A 16,258-nucleotide genomic window follows, 5' to 3' on the forward strand; every position below is an offset into this window, starting at 1 on the left:
GCTCGCGCGCCAGGGAAATGGGGACGAATCCGAGTGTAGCGTGCCGGCCTTTGAGGCAGACTGGACGGCAGGAGGTGTGCCCCGAGATGTCCCTAACATGGCCCAGTCCCGCACTGCGGGTGATCGAGCGTGGCTGGCTGTCGTCGAACCAGTTGCTGTGCTGGGACGAGGATGGCGCCACCGTGGTGGACACGGGCTACGTGACCGACGGCGCCGAAACACTGCGCCTGATCGACGCCGCGCTGGCAGGCCGCCCCTTGAGGCGCATCGTCAACACCCACCTGCATTCCGACCACGCGGGCGGCAATGCCCTGCTGCAAGACCGCCATGGCTGCGCGATCTGGATTCCGCCCGGCGAGCACGAGGCCGTGGCCGCGTGGGACGAGGACCGCCTGAGCTACCGCGCCACCAGCCAGCTGTGCCCGCGTTTTCACCCCGACCATGTCTTTCAGCCGCACGACACCCTGCGCCTGGGCGGTGAGGACTGGACGGTCCTGCCCGCCCAGGGTCATGACCACGCGATGGTGATGCTGTGGTGTGACCGCCTGGGCATCCTGGCTTCGGCCGATGCGCTGTGGCAAAAGAGCTTTGGCGTGATCTTTCCGGAACTGGCCGGGGTGTCAGGCTTTGCCGAACAGGCGGCCACGCTCGACCTGATTGCCGACCTGGACCCGGCCTGGGTCATCCCCGGACATGGCGCGCCGTTTCACAAAGTGGCGCCGTCGCTGGCCGCCGCACGCTCACGCCTGCAGTGGCTGCAGGACGAACCGCAGCGCCACACCGAGCACGCGCTCAAGGTGCTGCTCGCCTTCAAGCTGCTGGAAGCCCGCCGGATGACGCTGACCGACCTCACGGGCGTCGTGCAGGCGTCGCGCGACGCCATGGCGGGCCTGCGCGCGCACCTGTCGAACGATGTGGCGGCCCTCGCCGCCGGGCTGGCCGAGCAGTTGGTGCGCTCGGGTGTGGCCACCTGGCAAGACGGGCATCTGCTCGCCCGCACCGGCTGAGCCAAGTCGCTGCCCCACTCAGGCCGCAGGATGGCGGCGCAGGCCGTGCAACTGCGCCATCATCTGGTCGCGCAAGCTCAGCAACTCGTCCAGCCGCGCCAGGGCATCGGCCGTGCGGCCCAGGGCGTGCAGGTCGCACAGCGTCTCGGCCAGGGCATGGATCTCGTGGTGCAGGGCATCGATCTCGGCCCGCTGTGCCGCGGTGGTCAGCGTTTGCCACAGGCCCTGGGCCATCCAGTGCCCCAGATCGCAGTGATGCACGTTCAAGGGGGGTGGGACGTCGCGCTCCTGGCGCAGGAAGCGCTCGATCCCCTGCACCCAGGCGCGGTGCTTGACGATGGCCACCATCAGTGGCACGTCGTCGTGGGCGACCTGGCTGACGGCCTGCCAGCGCGGGTGTGGCTGCCACGCGCGCACCCAGTCCGGCAGGGCGTCGGCGGGCATGGGGCGAGCAATGCCATAGCCCTGGGCCAACTCGCAGCCCAGGTACAAAAGCATCTCGCCATGGTCCACGGTCTCGACGCCCTCGGCAATGACCTGGCGGTGGAAGGCCTTGGCCAGGCCCTGGATGCCTTCCAGGATGGCCAGATCGTCCGGGTCGTCCATCATGTCGCGCACGAAGCTCTGGTCGATCTTGAGCAGATCGACCGGCAGGCGCTTGAGGTAGGTCAGCGAGGAGTAACCGGTGCCGAAGTCATCGAGGGCAAAGCCCACGCCCAGGTCCTTGCAGGATTCGATGACCAGGGAGATGCGGGCCAGGTCACCCAGGGCGCTGGTCTCCAGCACCTCCAACTCCAGATCGCCCGGGCGGGTGTGCGGATGGGCGGCGAGCAAGGTCCGCAGGCGCTCGACGAAGTCACCTTGTTGCAACTGCCGCGCGCCCACGTTGACGCTGACCGGCAGGTCCAGGCCCTGTCGGCGCCAGTCGGCCATCTGCGACAGGGCGGTGTCGATCACCCACTCCCCCACCTCGATGGCCAGCGGGTGGTCCTCGATCACCGGCAGGAAGGCCGCTGGCGACAGCAAGCCACGCTCCGGGTGCTGCCAACGAATCAGCGCCTCGGCGCCGATCACCCGGCCGGTGCGCAGGTTCACCTTGGGCTGGTAATGCAGCACGAGCTCGCGCTGGGCCAGGGCCTGACGGATGTGCTCCAGGCTCTCGTGGTGGCCCCGCACGCTGCGGTCCTGCTCGGCATCGAACAGGTGGAAGCGGTTCTTGCCCAGCAGCTTGGCCTGGTACATGGCCTGGTCGGCCTGGCGCAGCAACTGGTCGGCATCCACCTCTTCCGCCTGTGGAAAGGTGGTCACGCCCACACTGGCCGACACCTGCAGGCTCAAGGCGCCCACCGGCACGGCCTGCGCGGCTGCGGCCAGCACCCGGCTCACGGCCGGCAACCAGCTGTGCGGATCGGGATCATCGTGGCCGTGCAGCACCGCCACAAATTCATCGCCCCCCAGGCGCGCCAAGGTGTCGCCCTCGCGCATCGCGTCGCGCATGCGCACGGCCAGGGCCATCAGCAGCTGGTCGCCCACCTCGTGGCCGTGGCGGTCGTTGACTTCCTTGAAGCCATCCAGATCCAGATAGAGCACGGCCAGGCGTTGCCCGCTGCGACGGACCTGGGCCATGGCCGCATCCAGGCGCTGGCCCAGCAGCACCCGGTTGGGCAGGCCGGTCAGGGCATCGTGCTGGGCGCTGTAGCGCAGTTGCTCCTCGTGGGTCTTGAGCACGGTGATGTCGGAGAACAGCGCCACATACTGCCGCACCCGGCCCTGCGCATCGCGCACGGCACTGATGGTCTTCATCTCGGCGTAGTGCTCGCCGTTCTTGCGCCGGTTCCACACCTCGCCTTGCCAGTGGCCCTTGTGCACCAGGGCGTGCCACATGCCGGTGTAGAAGGCACGGTCCTGGCGGCCGGACTTGAGCAGATTGGGTTTGCGCCCGACCACTTCGCCGCACGGGTAGCCGGTGATGCGCGTGAACGCCTCGTTGACGTCGATGATGGTGCCATCCGGCTCGGTGATCATGATGCCCTCGCGGGCGTGGGTGAACACACTGGCGGCCAGGTGCAGGCGCTCCTCGGCCTCCTTGCGCTCGATGGCAATGCTCACCAGGCGGGCCGTCTGTTCGATGAGCCGAATGTCCTGCTCCTGAGGCGCGTGGGGCTGTCGGTGGTAGATCGCAAAGCTGCCCAGCACCTTGCCCGAGGCCGCACGCACCGGTTGCGACCAGCACGCCCCCAAGCCGGCCAGGGCGGCCAGGCCTTTGTAGTCCTGCCAGTAGGGATGCTGCTGGATGTCGGCGACGATCACGCGTTCGCCGGTGTACATGGCCGTGCCGCACGACCCCGTGCTCGGTCCGATGACCACGCCGTCGATGGCCTGGTTGTAGAAGGCCGGCAGGTTCGGGGCGGCGCCATGACGCACGTGCATGCCGTCCGGGTCGAGCAAGAGGATGCTGCACAAGGCGGAGGCGTCGAGCTGCTCCACGCCCCGCACGATCGCGTCGAGCACGGCCGACAGTTCCTCGCCACCCGCCAGCATCTCCAGCACCCGACTGCGAAACTGCTCGAACTGTTCGGCGTGCTTGCGCCAGTGGATGTCGGTCAGGGTGCCGATCATGCGCCGGGGCCGTCCCTGCGCATCGCGCTCGATCACGGTGCCGCGGCTGAGCACCCAGCGCGCCTGACCATCGCTTTGGCACAGCCGGTACTCGCACTGGTAGTAAGGTGCCGCCTGGGCCAGGTGAACACGCAGGGATGCCTCCACCCGCTCGCGGTCCTCCGGATGGATGTGCGGGACCCAGATCTCGCTGCGCGGGCCACGCAACACCGCCGCCTGTTCCAGCACCTGCAGCCAGTTGGCGCCGCCCCCATGACTCAGGTCGATGGTGTCGGTGTCGATCGCCCAGTCCCACACGCCATCACCCGCACTTTCGGCGGCGTGTTTCCAGTGGGCGTCCTGGGGGACGAGGGGGGAGAAGCTGCGCATGTTCTACATTCTGCAAGCAATGCGCCCCATGTCCACCTCCTTTGTGCGCACCAAATGAGTGCGGCATGCCCCTTGCTGAGTGCAGGCACCCTGGCTTGTTGGCTTTGCAACCGTGTCTTTGCTTGCTTTTCCTGATCGCACCCCTGCCCCCAGCTTGCTGTCCAGCGAGGTGCTGGACCGCGCCCGCGTGCTCGACACCCTGGTCAACAACCTCGACGGCATGGCCTACCGCTGCGGGCATGACGCTCAGTGGACGATGATTTTCGTCAGCGAGGGTTGCGCCACCTTGACCGGCTACACGCCGGCCGAGCTGGTGGCCTCGGCCGGCATCTCGTGGGAGCGCCTCACCCACCCGGATGACCGAGCCCGCGTGCGTGCCGCCATCGACGAGGCCGTGCGCACGGGCCGGCGCTTTGCCCAGCAGTACCGCATCCTGCCGCGCGACGGGGCGCCCAAATGGGTCCAGGAGCGCGGCGTGCCGGTGGCCGACGAGCAGGGCAGCACCGTGATCGAAGGCTTCATCGAAGACATCACCGAGCAGCGCGCCACCCTGGAGGCCTTGCAGCAAGCCGAGCTGCGCTACCGCAGCATCTTCGAGCACGCCTCCGAAGGCATCTTCCAGACCACCCGTGAGGGCCACTACCTGGCCGCCAACCCGGCGCTGGCGCGCCTGTACGGCTACACCACCCCGCAGGAGCTGATCACCGACCTGTCGGACATCGGGCGGCGCCTGTATGTGCTGCCGGGCCGGCGCGAGGCCTTTCGCCGCATGATGGAGACCCACGGCTCGGTGCGCAACTTCGAGTCCGAGGTCTACCGCAGCGACGGCTCGCGCATGTGGATCTCCGAGAACGCCCACATCGTGCGCGGCGCACAGGGCGAGTTCATCTGCTACGAAGGCACGGTGCAGGACATCTCCGAGCGCAAGCACTACCAGGAGCAGCTGGAGCGCCAGGCCAACCACGACCTGCTCACCGGCTTGCCCAACCGGGTGCTGCTGGGCGACCGGCTCTCGCAGGGTCTGGCACGCGCGCAGCGCCTGGGCTATTACCTGGCCGTGGTCTTCATCGACCTGGACCACTTCAAGTTCGTCAACGACAGCCTGGGCCATGCGGCCGGCGATCACCTGCTGCAAGAGGTGGCCCGGCGCCTGAGCGCCTGCCTGCGCCAGTCCGACACGGTGGCGCGTTTGGGCGGTGACGAGTTCGTGCTGGTGCTCAACGACCATTACCACGTCAGCACCATCATCTCGCTGCTCGAGCGCGTGCTGCACCAGATCCACCAGCCCATCTCGCTGTGCGGGCGCAGCCTGCAGGTGGGCGCCAGCCTGGGCGTGGCCCTGTACCCCGATGACAGCGAAGATGCGGCCAGCCTGCTGCGCCACGCCGACATCGCGATGTACGCCGCCAAGGACCGCGGCCGCCACAACTTCCAGTTCTTCACGCGTGACCTCAACCGCATGGCCGAAGAGCGCCTGCATCTGGAAGCGGCCTTGCGCGAAGCGCTGGACAGCGATGCCCTCCATGTGCACTACCAGCCCAAGGTGGACCACCGCCGCCGCATCGTTGGCGTCGAGGCCCTGGCGCGCTGGCACCACCCCACCCTGGGCCCCATCGGCCCGGATCGCTTCATCCCCATCGCCGAAGAGACGGGCCTGATCGCGCCGCTGACCACCGCCATCCTGCGCCAGGCCTTTGCCGCGGCCCGCCGCTGGAACGCCCCCGGCGAGCCGCAGTTGCAGATCGCCGTCAACCTCTCGGCGCGCCTGTTCATGAGCGCCGACATCGTCAGCCATGTGCTGGGGCTGGCGCGCGAGGCAGGCATTGCGCCGCATCTGATCGAGCTGGAGATCACCGAGACCGTGTTCCTGGACCACAGCCAGGGCGCGATCGACAGTCTGCGCGCCTTCAAGCACCACGGCTTCAGCCTGGCCATGGACGACTTTGGCACCGGCTACTCCTCGCTGAGCTACCTGCGCAGCTTCCCGCTGGACATCATCAAGATCGACCGCTCCCTGGTGACCGACATCGAGCGCGAGGAAGAAGGCGCCCTGATCGCGCGCGCCGCCATCTCGCTGGGCCAGAGCCTGCGCAAGCGCGTGGTGGCCGAGGGCGTGGAGAACCAGGCCCAGTTCGATTTCCTGCGCTGCCAGGGCTGCGACGAGTTCCAGGGCTACCTGATCTCGCGCCCGGTCAGCGAGGACCAGCTCAGCGCCATGCTCGCCAGTGGCGGCGTGATCCCACGCTCGGGCCTGCCCGGCGGCACCCATGCCTGAGTGGGGCTGTTGACCGGCCGCTGGCACGCCAACGCGCTTGGTTGGACAATAGCGCCCACCATGCACGCCTCCACCGAACTTCTCCTGCCCGCCGGCTCGCTCGACAAGATGCGCGCCGCCTACGACTTTGGCGCCGATGCCGTCTACGCCGGCCAGCCCCGCTACAGCCTGCGCGCGCGCAACAACGAATTCCGCCTGGAGCAGCTCCAGCAAGGCATCCAGGAGGCGCACGAGCGCGGCAAGAAGCTCTACGTCACGAGCAACCTGATCGCCCACAACGACAAGATCCGCACCTACCTGCGCGACATCGAGCCGATCATCGAGATGAAGCCCGACGGCATCATCATGGCCGACCCCGGCCTGATCATGATGGTGCGCGAGAAGTGGCCCGAGGTGCCGATTCACCTCTCGGTGCAGGCCAACACCACCAACTACGCCACGGTGAAGTTCTGGCAGAAGCTGGGCGTGCAGCGCATCATCCTGTCGCGCGAACTGAGCCTGGACGAGATCGAGAAAATCCGCCAGGAATGCCCGGACATGGAGCTGGAGGTGTTCGTGCACGGCGCGCTGTGCATCGCCTACTCGGGCCGCTGCCTGCTGTCGGGCTACTTCAACCGCCGCGACCCCAACCAGGGCACCTGCACCAACGCCTGCCGCTGGGAGTACAAGACCCACGAAGGCACCCAGGCGTCCGACACCGGCGAAGTCATCCCCATCAAGCTGGAAGGCGACTTCAATTTCGCCCAGGAGCAGGAAATCGCCGAAAAGGCTTTTTCCGCGTGCGGCGACGGCCAGCGCCACCCGGCGGCCGACCAGGTCTACCTGCTGGAAGAATCGGCCCGCCCCGGCGAGCTGATGCCCATCATGGAAGACGAGCACGGCACCTACATCATGAACTCCAAGGATCTGCGCGCCGTCGAACACGTCGAGCGCCTGGTCAAGATCGGCATCGACTCGCTCAAGGTCGAGGGCCGCACCAAGTCGCTGTACTACGTGGCGCGCGTGGCCCAGGTCTATCGCCAGGCCATCGACGATGCCAAGGCGGGTCGTCCCTTCAACCCCGACCTGCTGCTGCAGCTCGAAGGCATGGCCAACCGCGGCTACACCGGCGGCCTGCTGGAGCGCCGTCCGGCCCAGGAGTATCAAAACTACATCACCGGCCACTCGCAGTTCCAGCGCAGCCAGTTCGTCGGCGAGGTCAAGGGCATCGAGGCCGGCTGGGCCGAGGTGGTCGTGAAAAACCGCTTCGACGTGGGCGACACGCTGGAGGTGATCCACCCCTCGGGCAACGTCGAGCTGGTGCTGGCCGAGATGCGCAACCTCGACGGCGAGCCCATCACCGCCGCGCCAGGCAGCCCCTTGCACGTGCGCGTGCCGCTCGACGAGCGCTACCGTGGCGCCCTGCTGGCGCGCCGCCTGCCCCAGGCCGCCTGAAGCCGCTCAAGCCGGGACGCGGATCAGCTCGGCCATGGTCTGGATGGCCGGCCGCGCCTGCGCAATCGGCAGCAGGGGCCAGACGTGGATCATGTCGCGCGCCTCGTGCAGCGTCATCTCCACCCCTTCGGCCTGTGCCCGCGCCAGCAGCCGCCGGCTCGCCGGCCACAGCAGGTCGCGCGTGCCCATGAAGACATTGACGCGCTGCAAGCCCGCCAAGGCGCCGTTGAGCGGGCTGAGGTGAGGCGCCGCGGGATCGTCGCCGCCCGCCCACCATGCCGCGGCGGCGCGCATGCCCGGCAGATCCAGCCAAGGGTCGTGGGGCGCCAGGTGCGGCAGCTCCGGATCGCTCAGCGCCAGGTCCAGCCAAGGCGAGATCAGGATCAGGTCGCGCACCGCCGGCAGCCCGCGCGCCGCGGCGCGTTGCGCGATCACCAGGGCCAGCCCGCCCCCCGACGAGTCCCCCATCCAGACGCAGTGCTCGGCGCCATGCTGCGCCACCTGCTCGGCATACAGCGCATCCAGCATCGCGAACGCCGCGGGGTGGGCGTGCTCGGGCGCCAACGGGTAGAGCGGCACATGCACCGTGCAGCCCACCGCTTCGGCCAGTTGCCCCAGCAGGCGCCAGTGGTAAGGGCTGATCTGGGCCACATGCCCACCGCCATGCACATAGGTGAGCTGGACGGGATGGCGCACGGTGGGCGGGGTCAAGGTCAGGCAGCGCTGGGCGCCGAGGCGGCGCTCGCTCACCCGACAGCGGCGAGCCACGGCGGCCGGCGGATCGACCCGGGTGTGGCGGCGGTCAGCGGCCACGGCCGCGCGCAAGGCCTCGGCGCTGGTGAAACGATGCCGACGCCCCATCAGGCGCAAGGCCAGCAGCACCACGGGCAAGGGCCACGCCCGGGCCGGGAAGGCAGCAAGGTCAGACCAGGACACGGTGAGAGGCAACACGCTCAGCAAGCTCAGGGGCGTCCACTGTGGCACCGCGCCAGGCGGGCGTCCACTGGGATGATCCCCCGCGCCCTGTCCGTGGAGCGACAGGGCGTGGGCAGCCCGTTCGGGGGCCAGGTCTGGCTGAAATCGCCCAGACCGGCGACAATAGACCCTTTCGTCTCACTGCGTCCGCCTCATGTCCTCGACTCCCTCGGCACCTGCCGATTCAGCCGCCGCTCTGGCTGCCACCGAAGCCCAAGCCCCTGCCACCCCCCCGGTTGACACAACCGCGGTGCCAGCTGTGGCAGCGTCGGTGACGTCTGCCGAGCCTGCCTCCGAGGTGGTCGAGGCCGCCGCCGACACCGCCGCGGCGTCCACGACCGAGACCTCTGCGGCCAAGGCTGACACCTCGCCTGCGGCCACCGGCGCGCGTCTGGCCGAGCTGTTCCCTGCCCTCTTCAAGGGCCCGGCCAAGCCGTTCAAGCTGCGCATCCAGGTTGACATCCAGGAGCGTGCACCGGGCGAGTTCAGCAAGCAGGCCCTGTCGGCCTTCTTCCGCCGCCACACAGGCACGACGTCCTACCTGATCGCCGTCTCGCAAGGCACCCAGCGTTTCGACCTGGACGGCCAGCCGGCCGGCGAGCTGAGCGAAGAGCACCGCCAGGTGGCCACCGAGGAGCTGGCGCGCCGCCGCGCCATCACCAAGGCGCGCCGCGAAGAGGCCATCCAGGCCCAGCGCGACGCCCAACGTGAAGCGCGCAAGCAAGAGCGCGCCGCCCAGCAACAGAACCACGAAGCCCAGCAGGAACGCCGCAACCGTGCCCAGCTGCTGCGCGACTTCGAGGGCACCCGCCTGACCGCCGCCAACTTCTGCGCCCTCAAGGGCATTGATCCAGCAGCGCTCGACGGCCTGCTGGCTCAGGCCCGCGAAGAAGCCAAGCAAGACGCCCTGCGTCCGCGCCCGGAAGGCCGCCGCGATCACCGTGATGCCCCGCGTGGCGAGCGCCGTGGTGGTCCCCGTGAAGGTCAGCCCGGCCGTGGCCCGCGCCGTGAAGGTGGGGGTCGCGAAGGCGGCCGTCCGGACAACCGCCCGCCGCGCAAGACCTCGTGAGCGGAGCGCCCATGGCTGCGGACCGCGATGTGACCGAGTTCAACGCGCCGCACCTGGCGCGCTTTGCCGACCTGCTGCGTCAGGCCGAGGCCAGCGGGCGCCTGCAGCAACTGCTGCTGGTGGCCTACCAGGGCGGCGTGGCCGACATCGACGAGTTGGGGACGAACCTGCAGCGCGTGATGGTGCGGTCGGTGCGACTGCGCGATCAGCCGCACCTGAGCTTCCTGCTGCGCTTTCCCACCAAGGACATCACCAAGAACCTGCCGGTGGCCGATGCCCTGGCGCTGCTGGCCATCTGGCTGGAGCAAGGTGCCTTCCGCAACGCCCACCTGCACACACCCACCGAGGAAGTGCAACTGGCCTTCAGCAAGAAGGGCAAGGCCAGCGTGCGCGTGGGCAAGCCGTCGAACACCGAAGCGGCCCGCGCCGTTGAATCGGCGGCGCCCGGCACGCCTGCGGCCGTCGCCGCCCCCGGTGCGCTCGCCCCTGGCCACAACCGCGACAAACACCGCTTCCTCGACCCCTCACGCCCCTTCCTGCACGAGCTGGGCGTGACCGATGCGCAGGGCCATGTCCTGCCCACCATGTCGCGCAAGTGGAAGCAGATCAACAAGTTCATCGAGGTGTTCGCCGCGGCGTTGGCGCGCTCGCCGCTGAGCCAGCCCCCGCGTGACCAGGCGCCCATCCACGTGGTGGACTTCGGCTCGGGCAAGGGCTACCTGACCTTCGCCATCCACGACTGGCTGCGCCACACGATGCACCGCGACGCCCACGTCACGGGGGTGGAACTGCGTGACGAGTTGGTGCAGCTGTGCCAACGTGTCATCGGCAAGCTGCAGCTCGAAGGCATGGACTACGAACAGGGCGATGTGCGCGCCTACCACCCGGCGGCGCTCAATGTCATGATCGCGCTGCACGCCTGCGACGTGGCCACCGACTACGCCATCCACCTCGGGATCCGTGCCGGGGCCGACATCATCATGTGTTCGCCCTGCTGCCACAAGCAGATCCGTCCCCAGCTGCTCAGCCCGAGCCCGCTGCGCCCGATCCTGCAGCACGGCATCCACCTGGGCCAGGAGGCCGAGATGCTCACCGACGGCCTGCGCGCCCTGCTGCTGGAAGCCGCGGGCTACGACACCCAGGTCTTCGAGTTCATCTCGCTGGAGCACACCAACAAGAACAAGATGATCCTGGCGGTCAAGCGCGCCAAGGCCAGCTCGTCGGAAGAGGTGGTGCGCCAGATCCGGGATATCAAGGCTTTCTACGGCATCCAGGAACAGTGCCTTGAGCAGCTGCTCAAGGCCGACGGCCTGCTGCCCGCCTGAGCGCGGTCGCGCGCGTTGCTCCCGCATTCTCGACCGTTCTGCGCCCATGCCCACGCTTCGCCCTGTGACCCCGGCTGCGACCACCGCACCCGCCCCTGCAGTGGGCGCGCCTGCGTCTGTGCCGCCTGAGTCGCTCGCCGGCCCGCCGGGCACCGCGGCCCGCGGCCAGCCGGCCGATCCGCAGAAGTTCAAGGTGACCGTCGGGCCCAGCGCCATCGACGGCCAGGGCGCCTTTGCCGGCGAAGCCATCCCGGCGCGCCGCAAGATCGGGGAGATGCGCGGCGAATTCGTCGACATGGCCGAGGCCCGCCGCCGTGCCCGCCTGGCCGAGCAGACCTCGGGCCGCATCTTCATGGTGGCGATTTCCGACAAGCGCGCGGTGGACGCCACCCACTCCACCGACCCGCTGCGCTTTGCCAACCACTCCTGTCAGCCCAATATGGTGCTCAAGGTGCAACAAGGCCGCGTGGCCTTCTACGCGCTGCGCGACATCGCCGAGGGCGAGGAGCTGACCGCGCGCTACGGCGAGACCCACCACGCCGGGCGGCTCACCTGCCGTTGCGGCGCCCCGGGTTGCCAAGGTCGACTCTGAGCGGGCCGCGGACAATCGGCACACGCAAACCGGCTTGACGCCTGCCTCGGCCTTCAGCGTGGCAGCGTTGCCTGAGACTGGGCCTGGAAAAACGCCCACGCCTGCGCATTGGCCGAGAGGGCCTGCGAAGGCGCTGGCTTGCGGCCCAGACGCTTGCCCGGCGAGCCCGGCCATGCGTGGCCCCCGCTGGCGGTGACGCACAGCCTCACCTCAACCCCGCCCTCGCAGCCCGTGTGACTCTCGCAGTAGGCGCCGGGCACCTCCAGCGTGCGGCGCGCGGTGGGGGTGCAATGCTGACGCATCACCCAACGTGAGATCGTCGTCGGCACCGACACGAAGTCCATCACCTTGCTGGCGTCCCGGAAGGCATCGGGGCCGGCGCCGCCGTCAAAGCGCACATGGGTGTCATCGCGGGCATGGATGTGCAGGATGCCCAGGGGCTGGGTGGGCTGACATCGGGGCAGCGCCTCGGTGCCCGCGACGGCGGCAATGGCGCGGAAGGCGTCCGACATCTCGCAGGCCAGCCGGTAGCTCATCATGGCCCCGTTGGACATGCCCATGGCAAAGGTGCGCTGGGGCGTGATCGGAATGTGCTGCCCGAGTTGATGCAACAGCGCGCGCACGAAGCCCACGTCATCGACCTGCCGGTCGCGGGCATCGCCGCAGCAGTCGCCGGCGTTCCAGGTGGCCAGCTTGCCGCGCGGAAACCGGCTGTAGCCGCTGGGGAACACGATGACAAAGTTTCCCCGGTCGGCCAGGGAGATGAGGCCGTAGCGTGCGTCATCGGCCATGTAGGCCGCATCGCCTGCCCCCCCGTGGAAAGCCAGCACCACGGCCGTGGACACACCGGACCGAAAGCCCGGCGGCAGGTGGACCAGGGCGTGGCGCGTGAGCCCATCGTGGCGCACCTCGACACGGTGGGTGCCTGGCGTGGCCCAGCTTGGCACGGCGGCCGGGCGCTCGCGCTGCGCCTGCAGGCGGGCACGCCAGCCCGGGGCCTCGTCGGACGCTGCGGCGCCAGTGCCGAGGCCCAAGGCTCCGATGAAAGCCAGCAACAGGGGGGTCACCATCGAGCGTCGCATGGGCCATGTCCGGGTTGTCGCGCGCCCGCAGCCATGCAGGCACAAAAAAGCCTCCCGAAGGAGGCTGGCATTCGCAGATGCGAAGGACCGAAAGGGCTTGATCAGCCCAGAGCGGCCAGCTCTTCGTTGACCTTGGCCAGCAGCTCTTCGGTAATCAGACCGCCGGAGAACTTGGCGACCATCGACAGCGCGAAACCCTTGCCCATCGCGATTTGCGGGTGGGTGGAGATGCCAGGCAGGTGCTTTTCCAAGATGGCCTTGGTGGTTTCGTTGTCCAGCAGGTCGCCAAGTTTGGATTCGATCGAGAAGCTCATTGCGTGTCTCACAAAGAAGAAGGTGATGAAGGGTCGCCCCAGATGGGTCAAAAGGCGACCAGAACGGGCACATTGACAAGCATACATCCTCTGGAAGGCTCTTGACGTATAGGTAAGGTTTACCCCTCCCCCCTGAATTGCGGTGCCCCACCCGGCGTTAGCACAAAACCGCCGCCCTTCTTGCCCCGAATCGGGGCAATTTCTGTGTTAGCCGACGGCAGTTATCCCCACAAATGTGCGAGCGAGTGACGTACGGGCCTCCGTGCGTCAAGGATCGTTCAACATCACGCGATTTCGTCGTAAGTGATTGATTCATATTGACAATCAGGCGTTGATGCAAGTTGAAGCATCCTGACCGAAGGATCGATCTGACAAGCACTTAGCGCAACTGTGCATGGTTTGCCCACAAAGTTATCCACAGATTTTGTGGGCAAGTTGCCGGCGTATATGAATCAATGACTTACACCCATCTTGTCGAGTGGCACTTTGCGTGTTTTCGGCAAGTGAGGATGCCTGTGCGTCACCCTGTCCGAATAGCTCAACACGCTGCCGCGGAGGCCCATGACGCCGAGCGGCCGAGGCACGACCGGCAACTGGGACAATCCCCGGGTTTTGCACAAATCGGACAAAGTTATCCCCATCTCGACGCCCGCTTGGAGGCAGACATCCGGACCGCCCCTTCAGGGGGTGAAAAAAATGCGACACGCCGCTAAGTCATTGATTCTGAAAGGCAAGCACCGTTGATGTGCATCAGGGGACGCATGGGCGTCACGCCCCGTTCTGAGGCGTCCCAGACTGTGGTATGTCTGAATTCCCCACAAAGTTATCCACAACTTGAGGGCGCACCCACAGACCCTCTTGAAGAATCAAGCACTTGCAGCGGCAAGCTCATGCATCTGTCAAAATCTCAGACACCTTGACGTCACCCATGCCCGCCTCCGACCTGCCTGAACCTCCGCCACTGTGCCGCCTGGGCGTGGTCGTGGAGGCCCCCCAACACGCGGGGCTGTGGGGGCCGCTGGACTATCTGTGTGACCGCCCCTTGCCGGCCGGTACCCTGGTGCGTGTGCCCTTCGGGCGGCGGGTGGTGACCGGCGTGGTGTGGTGGGGGGGCGACGAGGCCGCCCCGGATGCCACGGTAGACCCGGCCCAGCTCAAAGAGGTGGCCGAGGTGCTCGATGGCTTGCCGCCCCTGCCGGCGGCATGGCGACAACTGGTGCGCTTTGCGGCCGCCTATTACCAACGCAGCCTGGGTGAGATGGCGCTGATGGTGCTGCCGCCCGAACTGCGCCAGCTCGATGCGACCCAGTGGGCGCGGCGCCTCAAGCGTCTGGACAAGGCGGTGACGCCCCCGCCGGCCAAGCCCAAGCGAGGCCGCGCCAAGGCGACGACCAGCCAGGGTGAGCCGAGCGCCGCAGCGGTCGTGGCGGATGAAGCCTCGTCGCCTGTGCTGGAGCGCGCGTCCGGGCCCGCCTCCTTGTCGGCGCCCGCTTTGCCCACCTTGACCGCCGAGCAGGAGGTCGTGCTCGCGCGCCTGGCCGAAGGCGGCGACCAGCCCTATCTGCTGTGGGGCAGCACCGGCAGCGGCAAAACCGAGGTCTACCTGCGCCAGGCGCAACGGGCATTGGATGCTGGTCAGCAGGTGCTGATGATGGTGCCCGAGATCAACCTCACGCCGCAGCTGGAAACGCGCGTGGCCGAGCGCTTCGCGGGCCGGCGCATTGTCTCCCTGCACAGCGGCCTGACACCGGCCCAGCGCCTGCGCAACTGGTTGATGGCGCACACGGGCCATGCGGACCTGATCCTGGGCACGCGCCTGTCGGTGTTCACGCCGCTGCCGCGTCTGGGCCTCATCGTCGTCGACGAAGAACACGACCCCAGCTACAAGCAGCAGGACGGTGCCCGCTACTCCGCCCGCGACCTGGCCATCTACCGTGCCAAGCAAGAGCGGGTGCCCATCATCCTGGGCTCGGCCACGCCCAGCCTGGAGAGCTGGTACAACGCCCTGCCGGTGGCCGAAGGCGGCGCCGGCCGCTACGTGCGCCTGGCCATGCCCTCGCGCATCGGTGCGGGCGACATGCCGCAGGTGCGCCTGCTCGACCAGTCGCGCCTGCTGCGCCCCACCATGGGCCAGGACCAGCCGCCCTTCGCGCGCGAGCTGCTGGCGGCCATCACCCAGCGCATCGAACGCGGCGAGCAAAGCCTGGTGCTGCTCAACCGCCGCGGCTACGCGCCGGTGCTCCATTGCAGCGACTGCGGCTGGAAGAGCGGCTGCCCGCATTGCAGCGCCTGGCGCGTGTTCCACAAGGCCGACCGCACCCTGCGCTGCCACCACTGCGGCTTTTCCGAACGGGTGCCGCGCGCCTGCCCGGACTGCGGCAACCAAGACATCGCGCCCGTGGGCCGCGGCACCGAGCGGCTGGAAGAGCAACTGGCCGAGGCCCTGCCCGGCGCCCGCGTCGGCCGCATCGACGCCGACGTGACCCGTCACAAAGGGGCGCTCGAAGAGCAGCTGGCCAGCGTGCATGCCGGCGAGGTGGACGTGCTGGTGGGCACACAGATGGTGGCCAAGGGGCACGACTTCCGGCGCATCACCCTGGTGGCGGCGATCAACCCCGATGCCGCCCTGTTTGCCAGCGATTTCCGCGCGGCCGAGCGCCAGTTTGCGCTGCTGCTGCAGGCCGCGGGCCGGGCCGGGCGCGATGCGGGCGTGGCAGGACACAGTGAGATGTGGGTGCAGACCTGGCACCCCACCCATCCGCTCTACCAGGCGCTGCGCCGCTACGACTTTGCCGACTTTGCCGCGCAGCAGCTCAAGGAGCGCGAGATGGCGGGCCTGCCGCCCTATGCCCACCTGGCCATGCTGCGTGCCGAGGGCAAGACGCAGGAAGCGGCCCAGACGTTTCTGGAAGCGGCGGCGCAGGCCGTGATGGCCGAAGCCCAGGCCGCAGGCATCACCCTGTATCCGGCCGTGCCCACGCCCGTACAGCGGGTGGCCAATGTCGAGCGGGCGCAATTGATGATCGAAAGCGCCCAGCGTGTGCCGCTGCAGCGCTTTTTGTCGGCGGCCCAAACCACCTGGTTCACGCTGGCCCAGCAACACCGCCGCAGCGGCTTGATCCGCTGGGCGGTGGACGTCGATCCGCTGTCGATCTGACGGGGGCACCGGTCCGCATCGCAGCGGCCCAGCCGCTTCA

The 16,258-nt window shown here is 68.2% G+C and carries 11 protein-coding genes; 7 read left to right on the forward strand and 4 right to left on the reverse strand.

Annotation, left to right across the window (positions count from 1 at the left end; all coding sequences use genetic code 11):
• Positions 1–86: 86 nt before the first annotated feature.
• Complete coding sequence (locus tag RBT42_RS07355; RefSeq protein ID WP_320363632.1) at positions 87–1,007, forward strand: MBL fold metallo-hydrolase; 921 nt, start codon at positions 87–89, stop codon at positions 1,005–1,007.
• An 18-nt stretch (positions 1,008–1,025) separates the two neighbouring features.
• On the opposite strand, the gene RBT42_RS07360 is transcribed toward RBT42_RS07355, so the two are convergent.
• Positions 1,026–3,995 carry an EAL domain-containing protein gene (locus RBT42_RS07360; protein ID WP_320363634.1) on the reverse strand — a complete coding sequence of 990 codons (2,970 nt, stop codon included), beginning with the start codon at positions 3,993–3,995 and terminating at the stop codon, positions 1,026–1,028.
• A 112-nt stretch (positions 3,996–4,107) separates the two neighbouring features.
• Between RBT42_RS07360 and RBT42_RS07365 the strand changes: the two genes are divergently transcribed.
• Positions 4,108–6,270 (forward strand): putative bifunctional diguanylate cyclase/phosphodiesterase, encoded by a 2,163-nt coding sequence (locus RBT42_RS07365; protein ID WP_320363636.1) that lies wholly within the window; start codon positions 4,108–4,110, stop codon positions 6,268–6,270.
• Between the two features lie 60 nt (positions 6,271–6,330).
• Positions 6,331–7,704 carry a tRNA 5-hydroxyuridine modification protein YegQ gene (gene yegQ, locus RBT42_RS07370; RefSeq protein ID WP_320363638.1) on the forward strand — a complete coding sequence of 458 codons (1,374 nt, stop codon included), beginning with the start codon at positions 6,331–6,333 and terminating at the stop codon, positions 7,702–7,704.
• Positions 7,705–7,710: 6 nt separating this feature from the next.
• Here the strand turns inward: yegQ and RBT42_RS07375 are convergent, their stop codons facing one another.
• Complete coding sequence (locus tag RBT42_RS07375) at positions 7,711–8,640, reverse strand: alpha/beta hydrolase fold domain-containing protein (protein ID WP_320363640.1); 930 nt, start codon at positions 8,638–8,640, stop codon at positions 7,711–7,713.
• Positions 8,641–8,833: 193 nt separating this feature from the next.
• On the opposite strand from RBT42_RS07375, the gene RBT42_RS07380 reads away from it, so the two are divergent.
• Genes RBT42_RS07380 through RBT42_RS07390 form a run of 3 tightly spaced genes read left to right on the forward strand, consistent with a single transcriptional unit; the run spans position 8,834 to position 11,665 of the window.
• Positions 8,834–9,748, forward strand: coding sequence for a ProQ/FinO family protein (locus RBT42_RS07380; protein ID WP_320363642.1), 915 nt, complete (start codon positions 8,834–8,836; stop codon positions 9,746–9,748).
• Between the two features lie 11 nt (positions 9,749–9,759).
• Positions 9,760–11,073, forward strand: a complete 1,314-nt coding sequence (locus tag RBT42_RS07385) for an SAM-dependent methyltransferase (protein ID WP_320363644.1) — start codon at positions 9,760–9,762, stop codon at positions 11,071–11,073.
• 46 nt (positions 11,074–11,119) lie between these two features.
• Positions 11,120–11,665, forward strand: coding sequence for an SET domain-containing protein (locus RBT42_RS07390; RefSeq protein WP_320363646.1), 546 nt, complete (start codon positions 11,120–11,122; stop codon positions 11,663–11,665).
• A 53-nt stretch (positions 11,666–11,718) separates the two neighbouring features.
• Here RBT42_RS07390 and RBT42_RS07395 read toward each other — a convergent pair whose 3' ends face one another.
• Together RBT42_RS07395 and RBT42_RS07400 are read right to left on the reverse strand one after the other, a co-directional pair.
• Positions 11,719–12,747 (reverse strand): PHB depolymerase family esterase, encoded by a 1,029-nt coding sequence (locus RBT42_RS07395; RefSeq protein ID WP_320363648.1) that lies wholly within the window; start codon positions 12,745–12,747, stop codon positions 11,719–11,721.
• Positions 12,748–12,848: 101 nt separating this feature from the next.
• Positions 12,849–13,061: a hypothetical protein gene (locus tag RBT42_RS07400; RefSeq protein WP_320363649.1), complete on the reverse strand. Its 213-nt coding sequence runs from the start codon at positions 13,059–13,061 to the stop codon at positions 12,849–12,851.
• A gap of 928 nt (positions 13,062–13,989) precedes the next feature.
• On the opposite strand from RBT42_RS07400, the gene RBT42_RS07405 reads away from it, so the two are divergent.
• The gene (locus RBT42_RS07405) at positions 13,990–16,218 is read left to right on the forward strand and encodes a primosomal protein N' (RefSeq protein ID WP_320363651.1); all 2,229 of its coding nucleotides are present in this window, start codon (positions 13,990–13,992) and stop codon (positions 16,216–16,218) included.
• Positions 16,219–16,258 lie beyond the last annotated feature (40 nt).

Origin of the sequence: Aquabacterium sp., assembly GCF_034003525.1 — a bacterium.
Taxonomy (GTDB): Bacteria; Pseudomonadota; Gammaproteobacteria; order Burkholderiales; family Burkholderiaceae_C; genus Aquabacterium.

Excerpts from the sequence above, each read along its gene's own strand:
- RBT42_RS07385 (WP_320363644.1), top strand. The coding sequence starts at position 9,760 with ATGGCTGCGGACCGCGATGTGACCGAGTTCAACGCGCCGCACCTGGCG.
- yegQ (WP_320363638.1), top strand. The coding sequence starts at position 6,331 with ATGCACGCCTCCACCGAACTTCTCCTGCCCGCCGGCTCGCTCGACAAG.
- RBT42_RS07360 (WP_320363634.1), bottom strand. The coding sequence starts at position 3,995 with ATGCGCAGCTTCTCCCCCCTCGTCCCCCAGGACGCCCACTGGAAACAC.
- RBT42_RS07405 (WP_320363651.1), top strand. The coding sequence starts at position 13,990 with ATGCCCGCCTCCGACCTGCCTGAACCTCCGCCACTGTGCCGCCTGGGC.
- RBT42_RS07390 (WP_320363646.1), top strand. The coding sequence starts at position 11,120 with ATGCCCACGCTTCGCCCTGTGACCCCGGCTGCGACCACCGCACCCGCC.
- RBT42_RS07380 (WP_320363642.1), top strand. The coding sequence starts at position 8,834 with ATGTCCTCGACTCCCTCGGCACCTGCCGATTCAGCCGCCGCTCTGGCT.
- RBT42_RS07395 (WP_320363648.1), bottom strand. The coding sequence starts at position 12,747 with ATGCGACGCTCGATGGTGACCCCCCTGTTGCTGGCTTTCATCGGAGCC.
- RBT42_RS07400 (WP_320363649.1), bottom strand. The coding sequence starts at position 13,061 with ATGAGCTTCTCGATCGAATCCAAACTTGGCGACCTGCTGGACAACGAA.
- RBT42_RS07355 (WP_320363632.1), top strand. The coding sequence starts at position 87 with ATGTCCCTAACATGGCCCAGTCCCGCACTGCGGGTGATCGAGCGTGGC.